Here is a 20,908-nt window from a genome sequence, read left to right as displayed (position 1 = left end):
GGCGGGGGAGGGGGCGATACTGCGGCCATATCCTCGTTCGATGGCAGCGGCGCGATGGCGGTCGATCCTTGCGGCTTCGCGCAGGACGCGAGCAGCATCGCGGTCAGGCCGATGGCGATCGGGGCACGATATCGGGACATGGCAGGTTCCTCAGGCAAGGGCGGAAAACCATCGTCCGCCTGTACCTTCGACGTCGCTGCGCGGCGGTTCCTTTGAACCCTGCGAACATTTTTCTCCCGGCGCGCGATCACGCATCGTCTCCGCCGCCCAGCATCCGCCGCGCCTTGTGCAGCCGCCATGCGACCGTCGCTTCGGCGATGCCAAGGATCGCGGCCGCTTCGCCGTGGCTCAGTTGCTGTCCGGCAACCAGGATCACGACGTCACGATACGCCGGTTTCAGCTTCGCGACGGCGCTGCGCACCCACATCGCATCATGCAGGTCGCGGCCGTCGGGTGGCGGCGACAGTCCGGCCAGTACCGCGAGCCGTCCGGTCAGGCCGAGGAAGGAACGCCGCCTGCGCCGATGGTCGCGACAGGCGTTGAACACGATCCGGCACAGCCACGTCGTGAACTTCGCTTCCCCGCGAAAGCTGCCGATGCGCTCGGCCAGCGTGCAGCACACGTCCTGCGCGATATCGTCGGCATCGGCCCGCGTGCCGGTCAGTTGCCACGCAAGACCGTGGACGCGATCGTAATGGCGACGCAGCAGTTGCTCGAACGCCGGGGCATCGCCGGCGGTGGCGGCGACGGCGAGGTCCGCGTCGGACCGCTCGGCATCGCTCATGTCAGCGCCCGCACCGGGTCACGCGTCGATCGACAGTCCTGCCCCAAGCGATCGCCTCGTTTGTCACCGCCGGGCCTTGTGCCGCAAACCGGGTCGCGCTGTCACCACCTGTATCCGAGTTCCTGCAAGCAGGGGAAAACCGTCTTGCGACCCGCGCCCCCTGTTACCGTTCGGAAACCGGCTGCAGGATCGCAAGCTCGTCATCCTTACGCTTTTCGACGACATCGGGGTTTCGGAACGGCGATCGGCGACGACAGCTTCGATGGGCTGTTCCCAACCACGCATCGATGCCGAACCATCACCGCGGAGGCGGATCGAAACCGACCTTCCCGAGCGCGATCACAGATCCACCGTGATGTACGCGGAGACGACGCGTCCGGCGATGATGTCGTAGGCTCCGGCGCTCTCCAGATCGAAGCCGTGGACATTGCCGATGTTCCGGACCTCCCCCCTCAACGTGAAGTCCCGTCCGTTCGCGCGGAACCGATAGCGGGCGCCAAGGTCGACGAGCGTCCGTGACGAGATCGACACACTGTTGTCGCGTGTGGCGGTCACGCGACCGGTGTTCGAGATGCCGGCATCGAGGGATATCCCGTCGACCGGCAGCCGCCAGTCCGCATTGAAATCCAGCGAGCGTGACGCGATGCCGACGGGGCGAGGCCCGATCCTGCCGAGCGCAACGCCCTCGCCGGTGACGCGTGGGTCCAGCAGCACGCCGCCGACCACGATGTTCAGCCGGGGCGTCACGGCGCCCGCCACCGAGAATTCGACGCCGCGGTTGACGATGTCGCCGAGCAGGTCGAAGCGGTTGGCGGCATCCAGATTATAATAGGGTTTGCGCAGGTCGAACACGCCGGCCACCAGCTTGATCGTATCGGTCAGCCGGTAACGCAGTCCGGCATCCACCTGCCGGGTCAGGATCGCGGGCAGCGGCTGGTTGCGGTTGACGGCATTATCGGGGGCGATGCCGCTCTCTTCCAGCCCGCGTGCGTAGCCGGCATAGAGTGCGAGCCGTGGGCCAAGAAATGCTGCGCCGGTGACGTTCCACAGCCATGGTCGCGACCGCGTCTCCAGCGGCGGGGCGGCCGGGAGCGAGAAGCGCTTGGCATAGTCGGTCCGGGACAGGCCGAAGCTCAACTCGCCGACGTCGCGCCAGCGGCCGTCATAGGCGATGCCGTATGTCGCTTGCCGTACCCGGTCGCGGGTCTGGTCCGTGAAGGCGTAGTCGGGTTCGGGCGGGCGGAATGTCTCGCCGATCGAGGTCGGTCCATAGGCAAGGACGTCGGAGCCGCCGTAGCGCTGCCGCCGATCGCGCCCGCGCAGGGACAGGTGAAGGGCGTGCAGCCGCGGCCCCTCGGCTAGCGAACGGGTGACGCGAAGCTCGCCCGATGCCGAGACGAAGCGGCTGCGCGGATCGGCGATGATGAGGCGGTTCGCCCGCCCGTCCGGTGTCAGATCGGTCAGCAGATGCGCGAAGGTCGAGCGATCGTCGTAGAGCGAGCGGAACAGGCCGGCCCGCACGGTCCAGTCGCGCCACGGCGACACGGTGGCAAGCACACCGTGCAATCCGCCGACGCTGTCATAATCGTTCCAGCCCGGGCCGTCATAGCGTCGTCTGAGAATGCGTGGCGGCAGATAGGCGCCGCCGGGCACGTATATCGGACCAGCCTCATCGTCATGGACCTGACTGCGCGCCCAGAACGGCAATATCTCGATGTCGGGCGATAGTCGCCAGCGCAGCGACACCGCCTCGTTGTGCGACCAGCTCGTCGTGCCGTTGTAGAAGTCGTTGCGCGACGCCTGCGCGCCGAAACCTAGGCTGAGCGTCCGCGACAGCGGTACGGCGCCGTCCGCCTCGATGCCGGCGTTGCCGTAGCTGTCACCGCTCGCCAGCACGGACAGGCCCGCCACGTCGCCGGGTTTGCGGAAGCTGTAGTCGACGATGCCGGTCGGTGAGGGAAACGGATAGCCCTGCGCCGACAGGCCGACCCGGATGCTGGTCGACAGGCGCAGCCGCTGGATGAGCGTGAGGTACGGATCGAAGTACAGCCCCTCGATCCGCACGTTGCCGGCCCGGAAGGGAGAAAAGCCGCGCACGTTGGACGAGGAGTACAGGCCGAGCGTCTCGCGCCCGACGCTGTATCCGAACGCATCCTCCGCCTGTCGGACGGCATTTTCGGCCGCACGGCCGGTCGTCGGGAGGACAGGAGCCGCAGGCGCCTCCGGCGACGTCGCGACGGTCGGTCCCGGTTGCGCGCCCTGTTCGGAGGACGGCGCCGATGGCTGGGTCTCCTGTGCCCATCCCGGTGCCGACGCGCATGCGAGCAGCAGCAGTGCCGCCTTCACCCGACCAGCTCGAAGCGGCCGAGCGTGGGCGAGAACCGCACCGCATCGGTGTCGAACGCACGCCCGACATGACCCGCGCGGATCAGGTCGGGCGCGGTGCCGACCGCAAGGCCGCCGGCACCGTCGAGCAGCCAGATGCCGTCCGCCAGCTGCAACGACAGGTCGAGGTCGTGGCTCGACAACAGCACGATCGCCCCGGTCGCCCGGGCATGATCGCGCAGCAGCGCCATCGTCTCGACCCGGCCGGGCAGGTCGAGGAAGGCGGTGATCTCGTCGAGGATCATCAGCCGGGGCGACTGGGCGATGGCGCGCGCGATCATCACGCGCTGGCGCTCGCCGTCGGACAGGTCGTCGAACAACCGCGCCGCGAATGGCATCACCCCGGCCATCGCCAGCGCGTCCGCTACACGCGTCCGGTCGTCGGGGGCCAGCCGCCCCTGCCAGCCGGTGAAGGGCTGGCGGCCCATCGATACCACGTCGTCGACGGTCAAGCCGGGGCTGGCGGTGCGCTCGGTCAGCACCACCGCGACCTGCTGCGCGCGCGCCTGCGGGCGCATCGCCGCGATATCCTCGTCCCCCAGCAGCGCCGCACCACCGACCGCGCGTTGCAGCCCGGCGATCGTGCGCATCAGCGTCGACTTGCCCGCACCGTTGCGCCCCAGCACGCACACGAAGCTGCCCGGCGGCACGGTCACGTCGAGATCGGCGAGCACGATGCCGCGCGGCGCGCCATAGCCGACCGACAACGATTGCAGCCGCAGCATCAGCGTTGCCCCCGCATCGTCAGCGAGAAGATCAGCAGCGCGATCACCACCGGCGCGCCGACCAGCGCGAGGACGGCGTTGAGGTGCAGGAAATGCTGCTCCCACGGCGCATGGACGACCAGGTCCGCCGCCAGCGCCAGCACCGCACCGGCGAGCGCGCCGAGCGGCATCAGCGGCAGGATCCGCGCGGTGCCGGCGATGGCGCGCGCCAGATGCGGCACGATCAGTCCGACGAACGTCACCGGCCCGCAATAGGCGGTGACGGGCGCGACCAGCAGCACCACCGCCGCCAGCGTCAGCCGGCGCAGGCGCGTGACGTCGGTGCCGAGGCTGCGCGCATAGGTCTCGCCCAGCAGCAGCGCGGTCAGCGGCTTGGCGTTGATCAGCGCGAGCGCCACGCCGGCCAGCACCGGCACCGCCAGCATCGGCAGGTCCGCCGTAGTGACGCTGGCGAAATTGCCGTCGCTCCAACCGGAAAACACCCGCCCGCCGACGCGATTGGCGAAATGCAGCACGATGCTGACGATGCCCTGTACGGTGAAGCCCAGCATCAGGCCGACCACCAGCAAGGTCACCGTCCCCACCCGGCGCGCGAGCGCGGCCATCGCCAGTGCGAAGCCGCCGATGCCGATCATCGCCCCCAGCGTGATCGACGGCCCCTCGAAATCGCGCAGGAACGACACGGCTTGCGGCCCGGAAAAGGCCGCGGCGGTGACTAGCAGGGCGACGCCGAGCTGCCCGCCCGCGGTCAGCCCCAGCGACCAGGCGTCGGCCATCGGATTGCGGAACAGCGCCTGCATCAGCACGCCGCCCAGTCCTAGTGCGCTGCCGGCGACGATCGCGGTCACGATTCGTGGCAGGCGCAACCCGGTGACGATCTGCGCCGTCCCCGGATCGCCGCGCCCGACCAGCGCCGCCAGCATGTCGCCGAAACCGATCCCGATCGTTCCCCACGACAGGGCGAACAGCGCGACGGCCAGCAACACGACGAGCAACGCCGCGCCGCCGATCATGCTCCGGATCGCCGGCGTCATCGCGGCACCTTCGTATCGGGGCGGATGTAGCGGAACGGTTCGGTCCTGAGCGGCGGATGCAGCATTCGCACGATGTCGCCCAGCACCAGATCGGGCCGGATGAAGCCCGTTTCGTAGAAGTCGAAGGCGTCCGCCGGCGGCTTGTACATCCCGTCGCCCGCGAACACGCAGCCTTCGCGATACGCCTTGAAGCGGCGCAGGACGGCGACGTCGCGGAACGGCAGCGAATGCGTGTCGCGTAGGATCCAGCAGTCGGCATCGGCCCCTTGCGCGATCAACTGCTCGGTCGAGATCTGGTTGAAGCTGTCCTTGCGCGGATCGTCGGGTTCCTCGAACGGATTGCGGCCGTTGGCGTCGCGCAACAGTTTCGCGTCGGCATTCCGGATCGTCGGGTTCCACCGGTCGCCCCCGGCGAACCAGGCCGACATGACCGATCGGGTCGGTTGCGCGGCGGCCGCCTTCTTCAGCGCAGCGACGTTGCGGGCCACCATGTCGGCGAATGCGTTCGCCTCGCGCTCCCGACCGGTCAGCATCCCGACCAGCCGGACGTAATCGACGCGGCCCATATAGTCCGGCTCGTTCTCGGCGAAGACCGGCACTGTTGGTACGCCCAGCGCGGCGATGCGCGGCATCGCGCCAACGCTCTTCATGTCCTCCATGCTCATCAGCAGCATTTCGGGCTTCGCGGCGACGAGCGCGTCGAGATCGGGCGGGCTGTGCCAGCCATAGCCGATCTGGCGCACCTGTCCGGCGCGGACGCGCGCGCGCAGGGCGTCGTCCCACGACTTGACCCCGCCGACCGCCACCAGCCGATCGTTGATGTCGAGTGCCTTCGTGATCGCCTCGTGGAACGCGGTGTTGCTGGCGATGCGCATCACGGGGGTGCGGATCAGCGTCGCGCCCGCGAGATCACCCGTCAGCGGCGGCGCGGTGTTCCCGCGCGGTACCAGCACCAGCCGCCGGAACTGCTCCTCGCCGACCGCATCGCCGCCCCAACTCACCACCGATGCCTTGAGGTCGACGACCCGGTAGCCGTCGCGGTCGACCACGCGGAACGTCTTGGCGAACGGCATCGCGATCTCGCGGCCCGCGACGGCCGTCTGCGATGCCGTCGTATCCGGCGCCCGGTCGCAACCGGCGAGCAGCGCCAGCGCCAGCACCAGCACGAGCACCCGCATCAAATCGCCGTCCTGAGCGTCGCGCGGACCTGTCGCGGCGGCCCCGGCGTCGCATAGGTCGGCGCGGTCGTGCCGCCGAAGAAGAAGCCGTAGCGCTCGTCCAGTGCGTTCAGCACCGTGAGATCGAGCGACAGGCCCTTCCACGCGGCCGGCTGGACCCGCGCACCCAGCGTCACCAGCGTGTAGCCGCCGCCCTGTACGCGATTGTCCGCGGTGATCTGATAGTCGTCATACCATTCGACGATGCCGCGCGCCGACAGCCACGGCGCAATGCGCTGTTCGCCCGCGATATAGACGATGTTAGGCGCGATCCCGGTCGGCGTCTTGCCCGACAGGTCGAGCGGGCCGGCAAACTCCTGCACGGCATAGTCTTTCCAGCGCGGCGCGACATGCGTGTACTGGATCTGCACCGAGGTGCCGTCGCGCGGGCGGATGTCGAGCGCCGCCTCGATCCCCTTGCTCTCGTAGCGGTCGCCATAGGTGATGAGGTTCGTGGGCTGCGTGAAATCGGTCGCCGCCGCCGGATTGGGAATGATCGCGCGGCGGTTGCGCTGGATCGACCAGAAGCCGGTCAGCGCGAAGCCCAGCTCATCGTCCAGCGCGCGGCCCTTCCAGCCCAGTTCTACGCTGTCGAGCGTCGTCGGGCGCTGTTCGGGGCGCGCATACTGGTCGGCGTTCCATTCGAACGTCGGACCGAAATTGGAACTGAAGCCGCGGCCATAGGAGGCATAGACCTGTCCCCCGCCATAGCGCCACGACAGCGCCGCCTTGGGCGAAACCGCGCTGGCGGTCGCGGCGTCCTGCGATCCGTCGAACTTGCCCGCGATGGGGAAGAAGCGCGCGGTGCGCCGGAACCGGTCGTACCGGCCGCCGACGGTCAGGAACAGGCGCTCCGACAGGGCGATCTCGTCCTGCACGAAGGCCGAGACATAAGTGGTGACGAGGCGGTTGCGGCTGAGCGGATCATCGACGACGAAGCACGGCGCCCCCGCATTCGCCACGCCGCCGCGCACGTAATCGATCTCGACCGAATAGAAGGTGAAGCCGCAGGCGGACGTGAAGCCGTTCTGCCCTGACCAGCGATTGTCGGCGCGCGACAAGGCGCGCTCCCCGGTGACGCCGGCTACGATGCGGTGCGCGCCGGCCTCGTAGCGCGCGGTCAATTCGCCATAGCCGACATCGAACTTCTGCGCACCGTAGAAACCGTTGATGCCGAAGATGCCGCGCTGCGGTGCGAAGCCGAACGGGTCGTAGAAGTTCAACCGGTTGTCGAAGTCGAACTTGCGATACTGGCCGGTCGCGGTCAGCGTCAGCGCGTCGCTTGCGCGATGCTCGACACGGATCGCGCCCAGCCCGCCCTCGGCCACCGAACGCGGATTGCCATAGCCGTTGAACGCGCGCCGCCCGCCGATCACGGCGATCGGGCGGCCGGTGGCATCGAGTGGCAGGACGCTCGGCGTCTCCGACCGGCGATCGAGATAGGTGCCGTACAGCGACACGTCGGTGCGCGCGTCCAGCGCCCATGTCAGCTTGGCGAACAGGTTCAACTGCCGCCGTGCGCCATTCTCGCGCCAGCCGCCGTAATCCTCATAGGCCGCCGTCGCGATCAGTCCGAGATCGTCGCCGATCCGGCGCGATACCGCCAGTTCGCCGCGGTAATAATCGTCGCTGCCGCCGGTTGCCGCCACCTCGATCCGGTCGGCGCCCGGCGCGCGCGTGATGTAATTGACCGCGCCATACAGCGCGCCGCGACCATACAGCGCCGACGCCGGCCCCTTCACCACCTCGACCCGTGACAGGGCGGGGTAGGGGACAATCCCGAGCGCGCCTTCTTCATTGAGATCGAACGGCATCCCGTCGATGAGCGTCAGATAGCCCTCGGTCCCGTTCGATCCGCGGATCGAGACATAGGGGAATTCGTCGCCATCACCCTCGCCGCGACGGAAGGACACGCCCGGCACGCCGCGAAACTCGTCGGTTCCGAAGGTAAAGCCGTCACGCCGAAGCGTGTCGATGTCCTTCACGGTTACGTCGGCCGGCACGTCGACCAGCCGCTGTCCGGTGCGCGTCGCGGTGACGACGATCTCGGCGCGTTCTTCGTCTTCGTCTACCGCCTGCGCACGAGCGGGTGCCGTCGTTCCAACAGCAAATGCCACCATACCGCCCGTACGCAGCAGCCGTAGCAGGCCGACCCGCCCCATCATTTTTCCAGTCATCGTAAACCCCCGGCAGCGAGTTCCGCCGCCATATTCAAATATAATGATATAACGTCACGTACGCTTTGCAACCGGGAATTGGTGGTGCGGTTGAACCTTGCCCAGTTCCCGACGTCAGCTGATAGCTGAACCGTTCCCTATTTTGGTGTCAGATGCACCGCATCGCTTCGACACACCATTTGGCCTGCACGGGCTGCACCCGCGACCCTTGCAGCGACGCTTTTCGGAAAAGGCGCCGCCTCCCTCCAGCATCGCGTGATGGCATATCCGCTCGAAACCAGTCGGGCGACACCAATCCTGCTTATTCCTACCTGATAGATATGATTTGTTCCGGTAACCCGGTCGGCGACCTAAGCTTGCCGGGTTTGCGAGCCACCCAGACGGGGCCGCGACGGCCATGCATCGGTCCGGGGAGAGGGCCGCCGCGCCAGATCAGAATCATTGGGGGGAACGGGTCATGCCGAACCGATTGCGGCCGCGCGCCGTACGACACGAACGAGGATCCCATCGGATAGGGATCTCCATCCTGGCCGGCATCGCCATGCTGGCAACCATCCCGTCGCCGACCTTCGCGATCGAACCGGATGTCGCCCCTTCGCTCGAGCAGGTACTGGCCCGCCGTCGGGCGGCCCAGGCAATCCCCGATGCGGAGCAGGTCATCGAAACGCGGGCCACGGCGGAAAGCCGTTCGGGCGTACGACGCCTGCGGATCGGCGATTTCCAGTATCTGAGCGATAGCGACCGCGGCTATGCCGGCTATGACCTGGGCGCGGGATCGTGGGATACGTTCGCGGCGGTGCTGGCCAGCGCATTGGCCGACGAATTCGCGACCCAGGCGGCACGGCGCAAGCTGCCCGTCGACGCGATCGACATCGTCCTGACCAGTCGCCCCGACGCCCCCGAGGTCGCCCGCACGCGCAAGGTGTCCTATCCCCGCAACCTTGCCTACACCGCCTATATCGCGTCCCCGGCAAGCGTCGCCGATCTCGACGCCCTCGGGCGCGATGTCGAGCGGGCCTCGCCGGTGCTGGCGGCGGTACGCGATCCGCAGGCCATCGCCCACGGCCCGGTCGCGCTGACCGCCAGCGCGGCGCGACCCGAGCCCGGAACGCCGCCCGGATTGCGCGACTTCCTGGTCGAAAAGCGACAGGCGATCGCCCGACTGGCGCAGGCCGCCGCCGCCGGTACTGCGACGCCGCCGACCGGCCTTCGCGCCCATGCCCGGATCGAACCCCACAGCGGGCTGCGCACCACCCGGACCGGAAAGGCAAGTACCACATCCTGCACGACAGCCGTGCGGATCGCGCGGGCAATGGCCTTGCCCCGACGGTCGAGGAGCATCTGGTCGGCGTGCTCGCGACCTGCATGACCCATATCTTCGAGATCGAGGCCGCGAAACGCGACATCGTGCTGGATGGTCTGGAGGTGCGTACCCGTGCGATCCTGCCACCGCGCGGCGACGGGGCGGCGGCGGTACGGTTCCGCGACATCGCCTATACCGTGGCGATCGCATCGCCCGAGCCGGCAGCGCGGATCGATGGATTGCGCGACGCGGTCGAGGCGTCCTGCCCGATCTACAACCTGTTGCGCGATCCGCAGCCGATCGCCGGCCGGATCGTACGCGGCCGCTACGAACCACAGACGGCTACCGCCGCGCGCTGAAGCACCGGCACGGGCACGCGCCCGTCTGCGATCTGCACCGCAAGCGGTGCCGACGCCACATCATATCCCTGGGGGAATCATGAAGAACTGCGCCTTCCTGCTGGCGGCAACCGCATTCGTAGCCGTGCCGTCCGCCTTTGCCGAACCGGTCGCTGGCACACCACCCCGCGCCGACACCGCGGAAACGGAGGACAGTCCCGACGCGGACATCATCGTCAACGGCCGCAAGCAGCAGAAGGAAATCAGCGGCGGTGCGCTCGGCACCCGCTCGAACCTCGAAACGCCGTTCTCGATCAGCAGCGTCGACAGCGACGATATCGAGGAACTGCGCACGCTGACCACCGCCGACTATTTCGTCGGGGACGCCAGCGTGACCCGCGACGGCGGCAGCCGCTACAACATCCATTCGCAATGGGTGACGGTGCGGGGCGCGGCGGTACGGACACAGCTCTACAACGGCGTGCCGCTGCGCGATTCGCAGGGGGCCGACACCCCGCCCGAGTTCATCGAGCAGGTGCAGTTGCTGAAAGGTGCCGGCAGCTTCATCTACGGCTATGCCGCGCCGGGTGGCGTCATCAACTTCGTCACCAAGAAGCCGACCGAGACGCTGCTCGCGAATATCAGCGTCGGGTGGCAGTCGGCGGCGCTGTTCCGGCAGCATGTCGATATCGGCGACACTGTCGGGCCGGTCGGGTTCCGGTTGAACGCGGTCCAGGAGTTCGGCCGGACCTATGCCGACAGCGAGATCCTGCGACAAGGCGCATCGATCGGACTGCGCGTCGACCTCACGCCCGATATCGTGTGGCGCGCCGATGCCTTCTACCAGCGCAACCAGATCGACGGCGCCGAGCCGAGCTTCGTGGTCGGCGGCAACGCCAGCCCGGCGGTGCCGACCTATCGCGACCGGGTGGTTCCAGCCCCGGTCAGCGGGCGGACACGCTTCGCCTCGCGCGATACCTATACCGACGGGCGCCTGTATTCCGCGGTCACCAGCCTGACGTGGCAGGTCGACCCCGAATGGTATGTCCGTCTGACCGGCGGACAGGTCGGCAACGACCACCGGCTACCCTATGAACGGATCCTGCTGCTGAACCAGGCGGGGGACTATTCGCTGCGCTTGTTCAACGGGCGCAACGTGTACCGCAACCGTCTGGGTTCGGTGTTCGTCGAGGGGAAGTTCGCTACCTTCGGCCTCGCGCACCAGCTCAATCTCGGGCTCGACTGGCGCGACAGCCTGGGCCGTCATGCCGAAAATCTTGCGACCTTTCAGGCGGGCAGCAACATCTTCCGCCCCGTCCTCGCCGGCTGGACCTATGAGGACCGTCGCGACCTCGAAATCCGGCCGCTGGGCTGGAACGAGGAGAAATCGGCGTTCGTCAGCGACACGATCACCATCGCCGACACGGTGTCGGTGATCGCCGGCGCGCGCTACACCGACTATCATTCGCGTGCATGGGCGTGGCGCAGCCAGCAACGCACCAGCGACTATCGCACCGACGGTGTCACGCCGACCTTCGCGCTGCTCTATCGCCCCGGTTCGGCGCTGACATTTTACGGCAGCTATATCCAGGCGCTGTCCGAAGGGACGATCGTCAGCAACCTGTACGACAATGTCGGCGACATCCTGCCCGCGCTGGCCAGTCGCCAGTATGAAGTCGGCGCCAAATGGGAATGGGACCGGTTCTCCGGCAACGTCGCGCTGTTCCGGCTCGACCGCGGGGCGAACTTCGTCACCGACGACAACCGGCTCGTGCAGGACGGGATCGAACGCTATCAGGGGATCGAGGTGTCGGCGCGGGTCGTACCCGTACCCACCGTATCGCTCGGCGCGTCGACGACCTTCGTCGACGGCACGCACGAACGGGCCAACAATCGCTGGCTGATCGGACGGCAACTGCACGGCGTCGCACGGGTGACGGCGGTGTTCGACGCGTCCTACGACCCCGCCTTCCTGCCAGGCGTCGGCCTCAGGGCGCTGGTCCGCTATCAGGGCAAGGCCGCGATCTTCAACAACCAGCCCCGCGACTGGACCGTCTACACCCCCGACGTCTGGCTGGCGACGCTGGGCGGCGACTATCGCTTCCGGCTCGGCGGGCGCGAACTGACGCTGCGCGGACAGGTCCAGAACCTGTTCGACACCCGCTACTGGAACAGCGGGACCAGCACCTGCTGCTATTCGCTGTCGCCGGGGCAACCGCGCACCGCCAGCATCGACCTGAAGGTTTCGCTATGACCCGGCACGACATGGACGCCCGCATGTCCTCACGCTACCGGACGTATCTTGCCGCCGCCACGCTGCTCGTGCTGTCGGGCTGTGGCGGCGAGGACCGGTCGCCGCCGCCACCGAAGACGGCAAGCGCCGCCACCGAGATTGCGTGGCGTCACGGCGACGTCGCCGATGCGTTTGCGGAGGCGAGCGAACAGAACAAGCCGGTGCTGCTCTATTGGGGGGCGGTGTGGTGTCCGCCCTGCAATCAGTTGAAGGCCGGACTGTTCCGCAACCCCGACTTCATCGGCAGGACACGCGACGTCATCCCCGTCTATCTGGACGGCGATACGCCCGGCGCACAGGCATGGGGCGAACGGTTCGGCGTCACCGGCTATCCGACGCTGATCCTGCTGCGTGCCGATCGGAGCGAGGTGACGCGGCTGTCGGGCACCGGCGATCCCGCTCAGGTCGCGTCGGCACTGGATGCGGTCCATCGCGGCACCGGCAATGTCGATACGCTGCTGCGGCGCGTCCGGTCCGCGCCGCAATCGCTGTCGAACGACGACTGGATGTTGCTCGCGGGATATGGCGGGTGGCACGATCCGAGCCGATCGGCCGCTGCCGCGACGACGCTGGCCGCGTTGGCGGCCGCCGCCCCCGATGCCCGGTTGCAACGCCAGTTCCTGCTACAGATGCAAACCGTCCGCCCCGATACCGCCCCGCCTCTATCACCCGCGGAAAGCGGCCGCCTGCGCCAGGCACTGACGGCGGTACTTGCCGATCCCGCAGAGGTCCGGGCCAACCGCGCCTCGCTATCCCATGGCGCGGCGAAACTCGCCAACGGCGCGGCACCCGCCGGAGAAGCGGATCGGCAGCGGATCGGCGACGCGATCGTCGGGGCACTGGATGGCCTGTTCGCGGACACCCGGCTTGTCGCGTCGGAGCGGCTCGCATCGGTCGACGCGGCGGTCGCGCTGTACCGCGATCGTGCCGGCCGAGCCGCGCCACCACCCGCCGCGTTGCTGGCCAAAGTGCGCGAACGGGTCGCATGGGCCGATCGCAGCGTCACCAGCCCCTATGAACGGCAGGCAGTCATCAGCGGCGCGGCGCACCTGCTCGCCGATGCCGGCGATCCGGCCGGAGCGCGGCGACTGCTGGAAGCCGAACTCAAACGATCGCGCACCCCCTATTACTACATGCCGGCGCTCGCCGAACTGGCCGAGGCGCGGGGCGACCGGCGGCAGGCGATCGACTGGCTGCGGCGGGGCTACGAAACGTCCGAAGGCCCGGCCAGTCGGGTGCAGTGGGGCGTGACCTATGTCGAGGGACTGCTGCGCCTCGCGCCCGTCGATCATGCCGCGATCGAAAAGGCGTCCGGCGCGGTCATCCGCGAACTGGCCAGCCAACCGGAGGGATATCGGCAACGAACCCGGATGCGCCTCGAAAAACTGGGCAAGGCACTGGCGACATGGAGCGCCGGGCAGAACGGCAACGCGACGCTGGCCCGGCTGCGCGCCGTTGGCGAGAAAAGTTGTTCGGCACAACGCGATCCGGCGGTTGCTTCGGCGTGCCGCAACTGGCTCCCGCCGGGCGTCGCCTGATGGACCGTCGCGGTATTATCGCTCGACCCCGGCGACTGGAAATCGCCTGCCCGCGCGGGCTGGATCGCCGCGATCGAGAGCGTGGTGGCCCGCTCCGCCGCTCCGATCGGCCGGACGGGAGCGACGCCGCCGCGGCGCGCAGATCGAGACTGTCCGAACCTGATGGTAACGTCATCCGGGTGAGCGGTTCGTTCAGCGACCGCACCGCTGCACGAGGGCGACCGTCTCATTCAAGATCGCGCAGATCGCGACCGCGGGTTTCGCGGCCGAACCACGCCACCAGCACAAGCGATAGCGCGGTGGGCACCATCACCAGCAGCGACGACGTACCCATCGACAGCGTGATGCCACTGATCGTCAGTGCCTGTGCGAACAGGCCGCCTGCCTTGGTACAGGCCGCGACCCAGCCCGTCGCCCGCGCACGCACCCGCAGTGGAAAGCTTTCGGCTGCATAGGGCAGGACAATGGCGATGATGCCGTTACTGCCGACGATGAGCAGCGCGACGGGCAGCACCGGACTGCCGCTGCCCGCCAGTTCGAGGCGCAGCACCAGCAACAGCCCGGCCAGGGTCAGCGCGATCATCGTCGCCAACGCCCATTTCGTGCTCCACCGGCTGTAAAGCAGTGCCGCGACGAAGACGGTAGGAAACGCGATCAGCGCGCTTTCGGCGAGCAGGCGGCTCGACACGCCGACCGAATAGCCTTTGGCGACCAGATCGGCGGGGAGCCACAGCAGCAGCCCGAAATTGATGAGGCCCCACGACAACGCACAGATGCTGAGTGCGGCGAGCTTGCCGTACAGCCTGGCACCGCGCAGCGCCTGCGATCCGCCGGCACGGGCGACGATCGGTACCGGTGCCGTGCGCGCGGTCGCGCCGAACCGCCGCATGACCGCCTCTGCTTCGGCGATGCGGCCCCGCGCCAGCAGGAACTTGGCCGATTCCGGGATCAGCGCGCCCAGCAGGACCAGCGTCAGCCCGGTCGGCAGGTTGGCAAGCCACAGGATGCGCCATCCGAAGATCGGTTGCAGGATCGCCGACATGCCACTGGCAGCGAAATAGCCCCCCACCGCGCCAAGCCCGCCGACCAGCACGAGGCTCCAGCCACGGTGGCGGCTTGGCATCATCTCGGCGAGCAGCGCGTAGGTGACGGGCAGCATGCCGCCCGCCGCCGCGCCCATCATGAAGCACATCGCGATATTCCACGCGAGGCTCGGCATCGCACCGCAGATCGACGTGCCGACGAACATCACCGCAGACAGCAGGATCGACGCCTTGCGGCCATAGACGTCGGCGATCCATCCCCACAGCACCGACCCGGTGACGGTGCCCGCCAGCGCGAAGAACGGGACCAGCGACACCGTCGTCTTCGGCACGCCATATTCGGAGATCATGCCGGGCACGGTGAAGCCCAGCGAAGCGGGCTTCATCACGTCGATTACCAGAGCGATGACCAGAACTGCCATCAATCCCCAATGCGCGGGCCCAAGCGGCGCATCCTCCGGCGCGGCAACCTCGATCTGCGCAGCAGCGGCCTGTTGTGCGCCGACGTTACGCGGCATCAGCCCATAGGCCGCCACCAACGTACCCACGACGATCAGCACCATGCCGCCGAGCATGAGATTGTCCATCGGCATGCCGGCCAAACGATAATGCATCGAACGCGCCATCGCGAACATCGGCAGATGCGCAACGACACCGGCGGTAACCGCGATACAGCCGGCAATGAACGCCCAGACCGCCCGACGATCCGACAACGTGCTTTTCATCGAACCCATCCTGATACCCCCGGCCGCCGCTGCGATAGCTCGCATGAACGGCGACGTTAAGGACGTTGTGGTCGTGCAACGCCGTCATACGCTATTCGCCGTCCGAGAGCGGACAGTCCCCCACCTGTTATTCCCGGCCGGTGAACGATTCCGGTGCGAGGCTGATGACCAATGGCCGGGACGAACGAATGGCGGGAGTGAGGAAAGGGGGAGAGCGCTTTGAACGTCTACCCTTGGATTGCCCTGTTGGTTCGCTTTTCAAGAACAGAGACGCGCGTATTGGCACCGGAGCGATATACAGAGCGTTCTGCGCGTCTATCGACACTTGCGCTGTGCGCAAGCCATTGACGATAATCAAAAATCGAACCGTACCAGCCCTGCTGGCACGACGCATTGGCGGAAGAGGTGGGATTCGAACCCACGGACGGCTTGCACCGTCGCTGGTTTTCAAGACCAGTGCCTTAAACCACTCGGCCACTCTTCCGCGATGCGGGCCGCATTGGGCAAGATCGCCGCCGTGCGCAAGCCTTTGTCGCGACGGGGGCTTCATCCCGTTCCTGTGCTGTGCCAATACCCGGGGTGAAACGGGAGTCCGGTTGTGATGCGTATTGCCAAGGCAGGGGTTGCCGTCGTTCTCGCCCTGATGGCCGGGGCTTCGGCGTCGGCGCAGGATGCCGCAGGGTTCCAGTCCTATCTGCAGGACGTTGCGGTACGGGCGCGGGCGCAGGGGGTCAGCGCGCGGACGATCGATGCCGTCCTGCCGACGCTGACCTACAATCCGCGCGTCGTCGAACTCGACCGGCAACAGCCCGGCGCGTCGAACACCACCACCGTGTCGCGCTTCGCCCCCTATCGCCAGCGCCACGTCGATGCCGCGCGGATCAACCGCGGGCGGACTGCCTATGCCGCGCAGCGTTCGCGGCTCGCGTCGATCGAGCGCGAGACCGGCGTGCCCGAACAGATCATGGTCGCGATCTGGGGCCATGAAACCAATTACGGCAGCTATACCGGCGACTTCGACCTGCCGCGCAGCCTCGCGACGCTCGCATATGAAGGGCGGCGGCGGACGCTGTTCGAACCCGAGTTCATCGCGACGCTGAAGATGATCGACCGAGGCGTGCCGCGCGAGCGGCTGAAGGGCAGCTGGGCCGGCGCGTTCGGCTATCCGCAGTTCCTGCCATCGATCTATCTGCGCGTGGCGCGCGACGGCGATGGCGACGGCGTAGCCAACATCTGGTCGAACGAGGCCGATACGCTGGCGTCGATCGCCAATTATTTCGTCGATGCAGGCTGGCGCAAGGGTCAGCCCTGGGGATTCGCCGTCCGCGTTCCCGCCGGCTTCGACCGCTCGATCCTGACGCCACGCTCGCTGTCGCCACGCTGCCCGCGGGTGTTCGAACGCCATAGCCAGTGGCGCTCGCTCGCCGAATGGCAGGCGCTGGGCGTCACCGCCAGCGACGGGCGTCGGCTCGACGCGACGATCCAGGCGACGCTGATCGAACCCGACGGCCCGGGCGAGACCGCCTATCTGCTGACCGGCAACTACCGGGTGATACTCGATTACAACTGCTCGAACTATTATGCGCTGTCGGTCGGCCTGCTGGCGGATGCGGTGGCGCAATGACGGCGTTGGCGTTGCTCATGCTCGCCGGTGGGGGGCAGGCGGGGAGCGCACCGCCGCCCGTCATCCACGAACAGCGCCTCGACGAGGTCGGCCCGGTTCTGGTCGCAGGCGGGCCGGGGGCGCAGCAGGTCCTGCAACACCGGACGCTGCCGACCGGCAGCTTCGCCGAAGTTACCGATCTCGATAGCGGGAAGACGATCGTCGTCGAGGTGCAGCCCTATGCGGCGGCGACCGGTCGGGAATTCGGCGCCTTGTCGTCGGCTGCGGGCAGGGCGCTGTGCAGCACGACGACGGCCATGGTCCGCATCCGTCCGGCGGCGCCGTCCCCGGCGGAACAGGTGGCGATCCGCACCGGATCGACCGTCGCCCGGCTCGACACGCCGCCGTTCCTGCTGGCCGTGCTGCGCCGGCGGCTGCCGCAATCCACGCCCGTAGAGGTGCCGCCGCCAGCGCCGATGCCGACACCGCCGGCAAGGCCGACCACGATCGTCACGCCGACACCCGCGCCCCGTCCGGCCCCGCCGAAACAGGCCGCGCCGGCGCGCGCCGGCCGCTGGTTCGTACAGGTCGCGACCCTCTCCGACGCGGCCCGGGCGGCGACGCTCGCAAAATCGGTGGATGGCGTTGTGCGTTCGGCGGGCAGGCTGTACCGGGTGCAGGCAGGCCCATTCGCCACCCGAGCCGCTGCCGAAACCGCCCGTGCCGCCATCGCGCGTCGTGGCTTCGGCGACGCCCGGACCATCGCCCAGGACTGAACGGAACCACGTGCCCCATGCGTAAGATCGCACTTTCGAGCATCGCCGCCATCGCCATCGCCACGCCCGGCATCGCCGCCGCGCCGCCGTTCGACACGCCGGCACCGGTCGCGTTCATGACCGACCTGTCGTCGGGCGCGACGCTGTATGCCAAGGACGCCGATCGTCGGATGCCGCCGGCATCGATGGCGAAGATGATGACCGCCTATGTCGCGTTCGACCTGATCAAGAAGGGCGAACTGAAGCTGAGCGACACTGCGACGGTCTCGCCCGAAACGTGGAAGAAGTGGCACGGCCCGCAGGCGGGATCGACCATGTTCCTGTCGGTGAACGAGAATGTCAGCGTCGAGAACCTGCTGTACGGCATCGTCGTGCTGTCGGGGAACGATGCCTGCGTCGTGCTGGCCGAAAAGATCGCCGGATCGGAAGAGGCGTTCACCGGCCTGATGAACCAGCGGGCCAAGGAGCTGGGCCTCGCCAACAGCCATTTCGGCACGTCGAACGGATGGCCCGACGAAGGGCGCACCTATGTGACCGCGCGTGACCTCGCCACGCTGGCGACTGCGACGATCCAGAACCATCCGCAGCTCTACAGGAAATTCTACTCCAAGACCGATTTCACCTGGGGCAAAACGCTGGGCGAGGGCGCCGCGATCACTCAGGCGAACCGCGACCCGCTGCTCGGCCGCGTCCGCGGTGCCGACGGTCTCAAGACCGGCCATACCGAGGAAGCCGGCTATGGCTTCACCGGATCGGCCGAACAGGATGGCCGCCGCCTCGTGATGGTGCTGGCCGGGCTGACCAGCTCGAACCAGCGCATCGCCGAATCGGTCAAGTTCATGAACTGGGGCTTCGGCGCCTGGCGCGCGCGCCCGATCGTCGCGGCGGGCAAGCGGGTCGAAACCGCCGAGGTCCAGTTGGGCGATTCGTCCACCGTCGGACTGGTCGCGCCGCGTGCGCTGACCGTCACGATGCCGGCGGGCACCAACAGCCCGATCACCGCCAAGGTCGTCTATACCGGCCCGATCAAGGCGCCGATCGCCAAGGGCCAGCATATCGCCGACCTGGTGATCGCATCGCCCGATACCGGGGAACAGCGCATGCCGTTGGTCGCCGAAAAGGATGTGGCCGAGGCCGGCTTCTTCGGTCGCGTCTGGGCAAGCCTGACCTCGCTGTTCGCTTGACCGCCGGACGCTTCCTGACGCTGGAGGGCGGGGAAGGGGTCGGCAAGTCGACCCAGGCCCGCGCGCTGGTTGCCGCGCTGGAGGGGCGCGGCATCCACGCGGTGCTGACGCGCGAACCCGGCGGCAGCGAAGGGGCGGAGGCGATCCGCGCGTTGCTGATGCAGGGTGACGTGCGCCGGTGGAGCGCGCATGCCGAAGCGCTGCTGTTCGCCGCCGCCCGGGCCGACCATGTCGAAAGGACGATCCGGCCGCTGGTCGACGCCGGCAGCTGGGTGATCTGCGACCGCTTCGTCGACAGCACGCGCGCTTATCAGGGCGCGCAGGGCATCGACGATGCGGCGATCCTCGCGCTGCACGCCTTCGGATCGCGCGGAGTCTTGCCCGACCGCACGCTGCTCCTGACCCTGCCCGGCGGGGAGGGCGACGCGCGGGCGTGGGCGCGCGATGGCGATGCGGCGGATCGCTTCGCCGCGCGGGGCAGGGAGTTTCACCGCTCGGTCGCGCGGACGTTCGATCGCATCGCGACCGCCGAGCCGGATCGCGTGCGCCGGGTCGATGCCTCGGGCGAGCTGACGGTCGTCACCGCGCGCCTGATCGGTGCGATCGCCGACCTTCTGCCATGACGCCGATCGGTAACGACGCCGCGCGGCAGGCGTTCGTCGCCGCTGCCGAAGGGGAGTCGCTGCACCATGCCTGGCTGCTGACCGGTCCCGAAGGGGTGGGGAAGGGCGGTTTCGCGCGCGACATGGCGCTGCGGCTGCTCGCCGGCGCGATCGACGGGCGCAGCCGGATGCGTGGTGAGATTGCCGAGGATCATCGCGTCGCGCAGCTGATCGCGGCCGGCGCGCACCCCGATTACCGCGAACTGGTTCGCCTGCCCAAGGATCCCGACAAACCCGATCAGGACATCGCCCGCAGCATCAGGATCGATCAGGTCCGGACGCTGCAACCGCTGTTCGCGACCAAGCCGGCGCTGTCGTCGCGGCGGGTGATCGTGATCGACGCGATCGACGATCTCGAACGCCCTGGCGCCAACGCGCTGCTGAAGAATCTCGAGGAGCCGCCGGTCGGCACGATCTTCCTGCTGGTCAGCCATTCGCCCGGACGCCTGCTGCCGACGATCCGCTCGCGCTGCCGTCAGTTGCGGTTCGACCCGCTCGGCGACGCCGACGTGGCGAGGGTCATCCGGTCGCAGGTGCCCGATATCGACCCTGCCGAAGTCGATGCGCTGGCCACCGCCGCCGATGGTTCGCCGGGCAGGGCGCTGGCCTATGCCGGCCTGTCGGTCGCCGCGCTCGACCGTGATCTGGCCGAGATCGCGGACACCGGCGACCCCGACAATCGCATCCGTTCGCGCCTTGCGAAGGCGCTGGCGGGCAAGACCGCGCAGTCGCGCTACGCCGTCTTCCTCGACCGTGCTCCCGCAATGATCGCCGCCACCGCCCGCCGCCGCACCGGCCCGGCGCTCCGCGACGCGCTCGACGCCTATGACCAGGCTCGCGCGCTGGCATCGATGGCCCCCGCGCTGTCGCTGGTCGCAGATACGACGGTGTTCGAGATGGCGGGCCTGATCGCCCGACTGGCGCCGGGGCGCGGGAGCGCTTAGGCCACCCTGCTCGACACGAACCGGACGTGATCCCGGCGAAGGCTGGGATGTCCCGGTGATAGCGAGCAGCAGGAGCCGCTTGAAGCCCCGGCCTTCGCTGGGGCGACGTATGCGGCAGGCAGCGCTTCCAACCTGAGCGCTCGCTTCCCCCTGCGATCACCCGCCTTGTTCTGGCGA

16 protein-coding genes and 1 tRNA gene are annotated in these 20,908 nt (G+C 68.2%); 9 read left to right on the top strand and 8 right to left on the bottom strand.

Translation table 11 applies throughout. The features are described from left to right. Positions 1 to 247: 247 nt before the first annotated feature. The 6 genes from QLH51_RS18940 to QLH51_RS18915 form a co-directional block, all read right to left on the bottom strand. Positions 248 to 784: an RNA polymerase sigma factor gene (locus QLH51_RS18940; protein WP_125657319.1), complete on the bottom strand. Its 537-nt coding sequence runs from the start codon at positions 782 to 784 to the stop codon at positions 248 to 250. A gap of 339 nt (positions 785 to 1,123) precedes the next feature. Beyond that, entirely contained in the window at positions 1,124 to 3,130 is a 2,007-nt protein-coding gene (locus tag QLH51_RS18935) for a TonB-dependent receptor (protein WP_125657316.1), read from the bottom strand. Next, the gene (locus tag QLH51_RS18930) at positions 3,127 to 3,894 is read right to left on the bottom strand and encodes an ABC transporter ATP-binding protein (protein ID WP_125657314.1); all 768 of its coding nucleotides are present in this window, start codon (positions 3,892 to 3,894) and stop codon (positions 3,127 to 3,129) included. The genes QLH51_RS18935 and QLH51_RS18930 overlap by 4 nt, the downstream gene beginning before the upstream one ends. After that, positions 3,894 to 4,928: a FecCD family ABC transporter permease gene (locus tag QLH51_RS18925; protein ID WP_125657311.1), complete on the bottom strand. Its 1,035-nt coding sequence runs from the start codon at positions 4,926 to 4,928 to the stop codon at positions 3,894 to 3,896. Before QLH51_RS18925 ends, QLH51_RS18930 begins: the two co-directional genes overlap by 1 nt. Beyond that, positions 4,925 to 6,106: an ABC transporter substrate-binding protein gene (locus tag QLH51_RS18920; RefSeq protein ID WP_125657308.1), complete on the bottom strand. Its 1,182-nt coding sequence runs from the start codon at positions 6,104 to 6,106 to the stop codon at positions 4,925 to 4,927. Before QLH51_RS18920 ends, QLH51_RS18925 begins: the two co-directional genes overlap by 4 nt. After that, positions 6,106 to 8,322, bottom strand: a complete 2,217-nt coding sequence (locus tag QLH51_RS18915; protein WP_125657306.1) for a TonB-dependent receptor — start codon at positions 8,320 to 8,322, stop codon at positions 6,106 to 6,108. The genes QLH51_RS18920 and QLH51_RS18915 overlap by 1 nt, the downstream gene beginning before the upstream one ends. 541 nt (positions 8,323 to 8,863) lie before the next feature. Between QLH51_RS18915 and QLH51_RS18910 the strand changes: the two genes are divergently transcribed. From QLH51_RS18910 to QLH51_RS18895, 4 genes are all read left to right on the top strand, one after another. Next, complete coding sequence (locus tag QLH51_RS18910) at positions 8,864 to 9,691, top strand: hypothetical protein (protein WP_241217918.1); 828 nt, start codon at positions 8,864 to 8,866, stop codon at positions 9,689 to 9,691. Beyond that, on the top strand, positions 9,688 to 9,984 hold the full coding sequence (locus tag QLH51_RS18905) for an OsmC family protein (protein ID WP_241217917.1): 297 nt from the start codon (positions 9,688 to 9,690) through the stop codon (positions 9,982 to 9,984). The genes QLH51_RS18910 and QLH51_RS18905 overlap by 4 nt, the downstream gene beginning before the upstream one ends. Before the next feature lie 79 nt (positions 9,985 to 10,063). Continuing rightward, positions 10,064 to 12,217: a TonB-dependent siderophore receptor gene (locus QLH51_RS18900; RefSeq protein ID WP_164516136.1), complete on the top strand. Its 2,154-nt coding sequence runs from the start codon at positions 10,064 to 10,066 to the stop codon at positions 12,215 to 12,217. Continuing rightward, positions 12,214 to 13,794, top strand: coding sequence for a thioredoxin family protein (locus tag QLH51_RS18895; RefSeq protein WP_206428993.1), 1,581 nt, complete (start codon positions 12,214 to 12,216; stop codon positions 13,792 to 13,794). The genes QLH51_RS18900 and QLH51_RS18895 overlap by 4 nt, the downstream gene beginning before the upstream one ends. A gap of 226 nt (positions 13,795 to 14,020) precedes the next feature. Here QLH51_RS18895 and QLH51_RS18890 read toward each other — a convergent pair whose 3' ends face one another. After that, positions 14,021 to 15,562, bottom strand: coding sequence for an MFS transporter (locus tag QLH51_RS18890; protein WP_206428992.1), 1,542 nt, complete (start codon positions 15,560 to 15,562; stop codon positions 14,021 to 14,023). Between the two features lie 394 nt (positions 15,563 to 15,956). After that, positions 15,957 to 16,046, bottom strand: a tRNA-Ser gene (locus QLH51_RS18885). Positions 16,047 to 16,163: 117 nt separating this feature from the next. Here QLH51_RS18885 and QLH51_RS18880 point away from each other — a divergent pair. The 5 genes from QLH51_RS18880 to QLH51_RS18860 are packed head-to-tail and all read left to right on the top strand — an operon-like array spanning position 16,164 to position 20,731. Beyond that, entirely contained in the window at positions 16,164 to 17,186 is a 1,023-nt protein-coding gene (locus tag QLH51_RS18880; RefSeq protein ID WP_125657294.1) for a lytic murein transglycosylase, read from the top strand. Then, complete coding sequence (locus tag QLH51_RS18875; protein WP_125657291.1) at positions 17,183 to 17,941, top strand: SPOR domain-containing protein; 759 nt, start codon at positions 17,183 to 17,185, stop codon at positions 17,939 to 17,941. The genes QLH51_RS18880 and QLH51_RS18875 overlap by 4 nt, the downstream gene beginning before the upstream one ends. Positions 17,942 to 17,958: 17 nt before the next feature. Beyond that, positions 17,959 to 19,125 (top strand): D-alanyl-D-alanine carboxypeptidase family protein, encoded by a 1,167-nt coding sequence (locus QLH51_RS18870; RefSeq protein ID WP_125657288.1) that lies wholly within the window; start codon positions 17,959 to 17,961, stop codon positions 19,123 to 19,125. After that, the gene (gene tmk, locus QLH51_RS18865) at positions 19,122 to 19,748 is read left to right on the top strand and encodes a dTMP kinase (protein ID WP_125657285.1); all 627 of its coding nucleotides are present in this window, start codon (positions 19,122 to 19,124) and stop codon (positions 19,746 to 19,748) included. Before QLH51_RS18870 ends, tmk begins: the two co-directional genes overlap by 4 nt. Continuing rightward, a complete protein-coding gene (locus tag QLH51_RS18860; protein WP_125657282.1) occupies positions 19,745 to 20,731 on the top strand; it encodes a DNA polymerase III subunit delta' in 987 nt (328 codons plus the stop codon). The genes tmk and QLH51_RS18860 overlap by 4 nt, the downstream gene beginning before the upstream one ends. The last annotated feature ends 177 nt before the right edge of the window (positions 20,732 to 20,908 follow it).

The sequence above is a fragment of the Sphingomonas sp. 2R-10 genome (assembly GCF_030062225.1).
Lineage (GTDB): Bacteria > Pseudomonadota > Alphaproteobacteria > Sphingomonadales > Sphingomonadaceae > Sphingomonas.
Note: the sequence above shows the minus strand (reverse complement) of the source record. Positions and strands in the feature narration are given on the sequence as shown.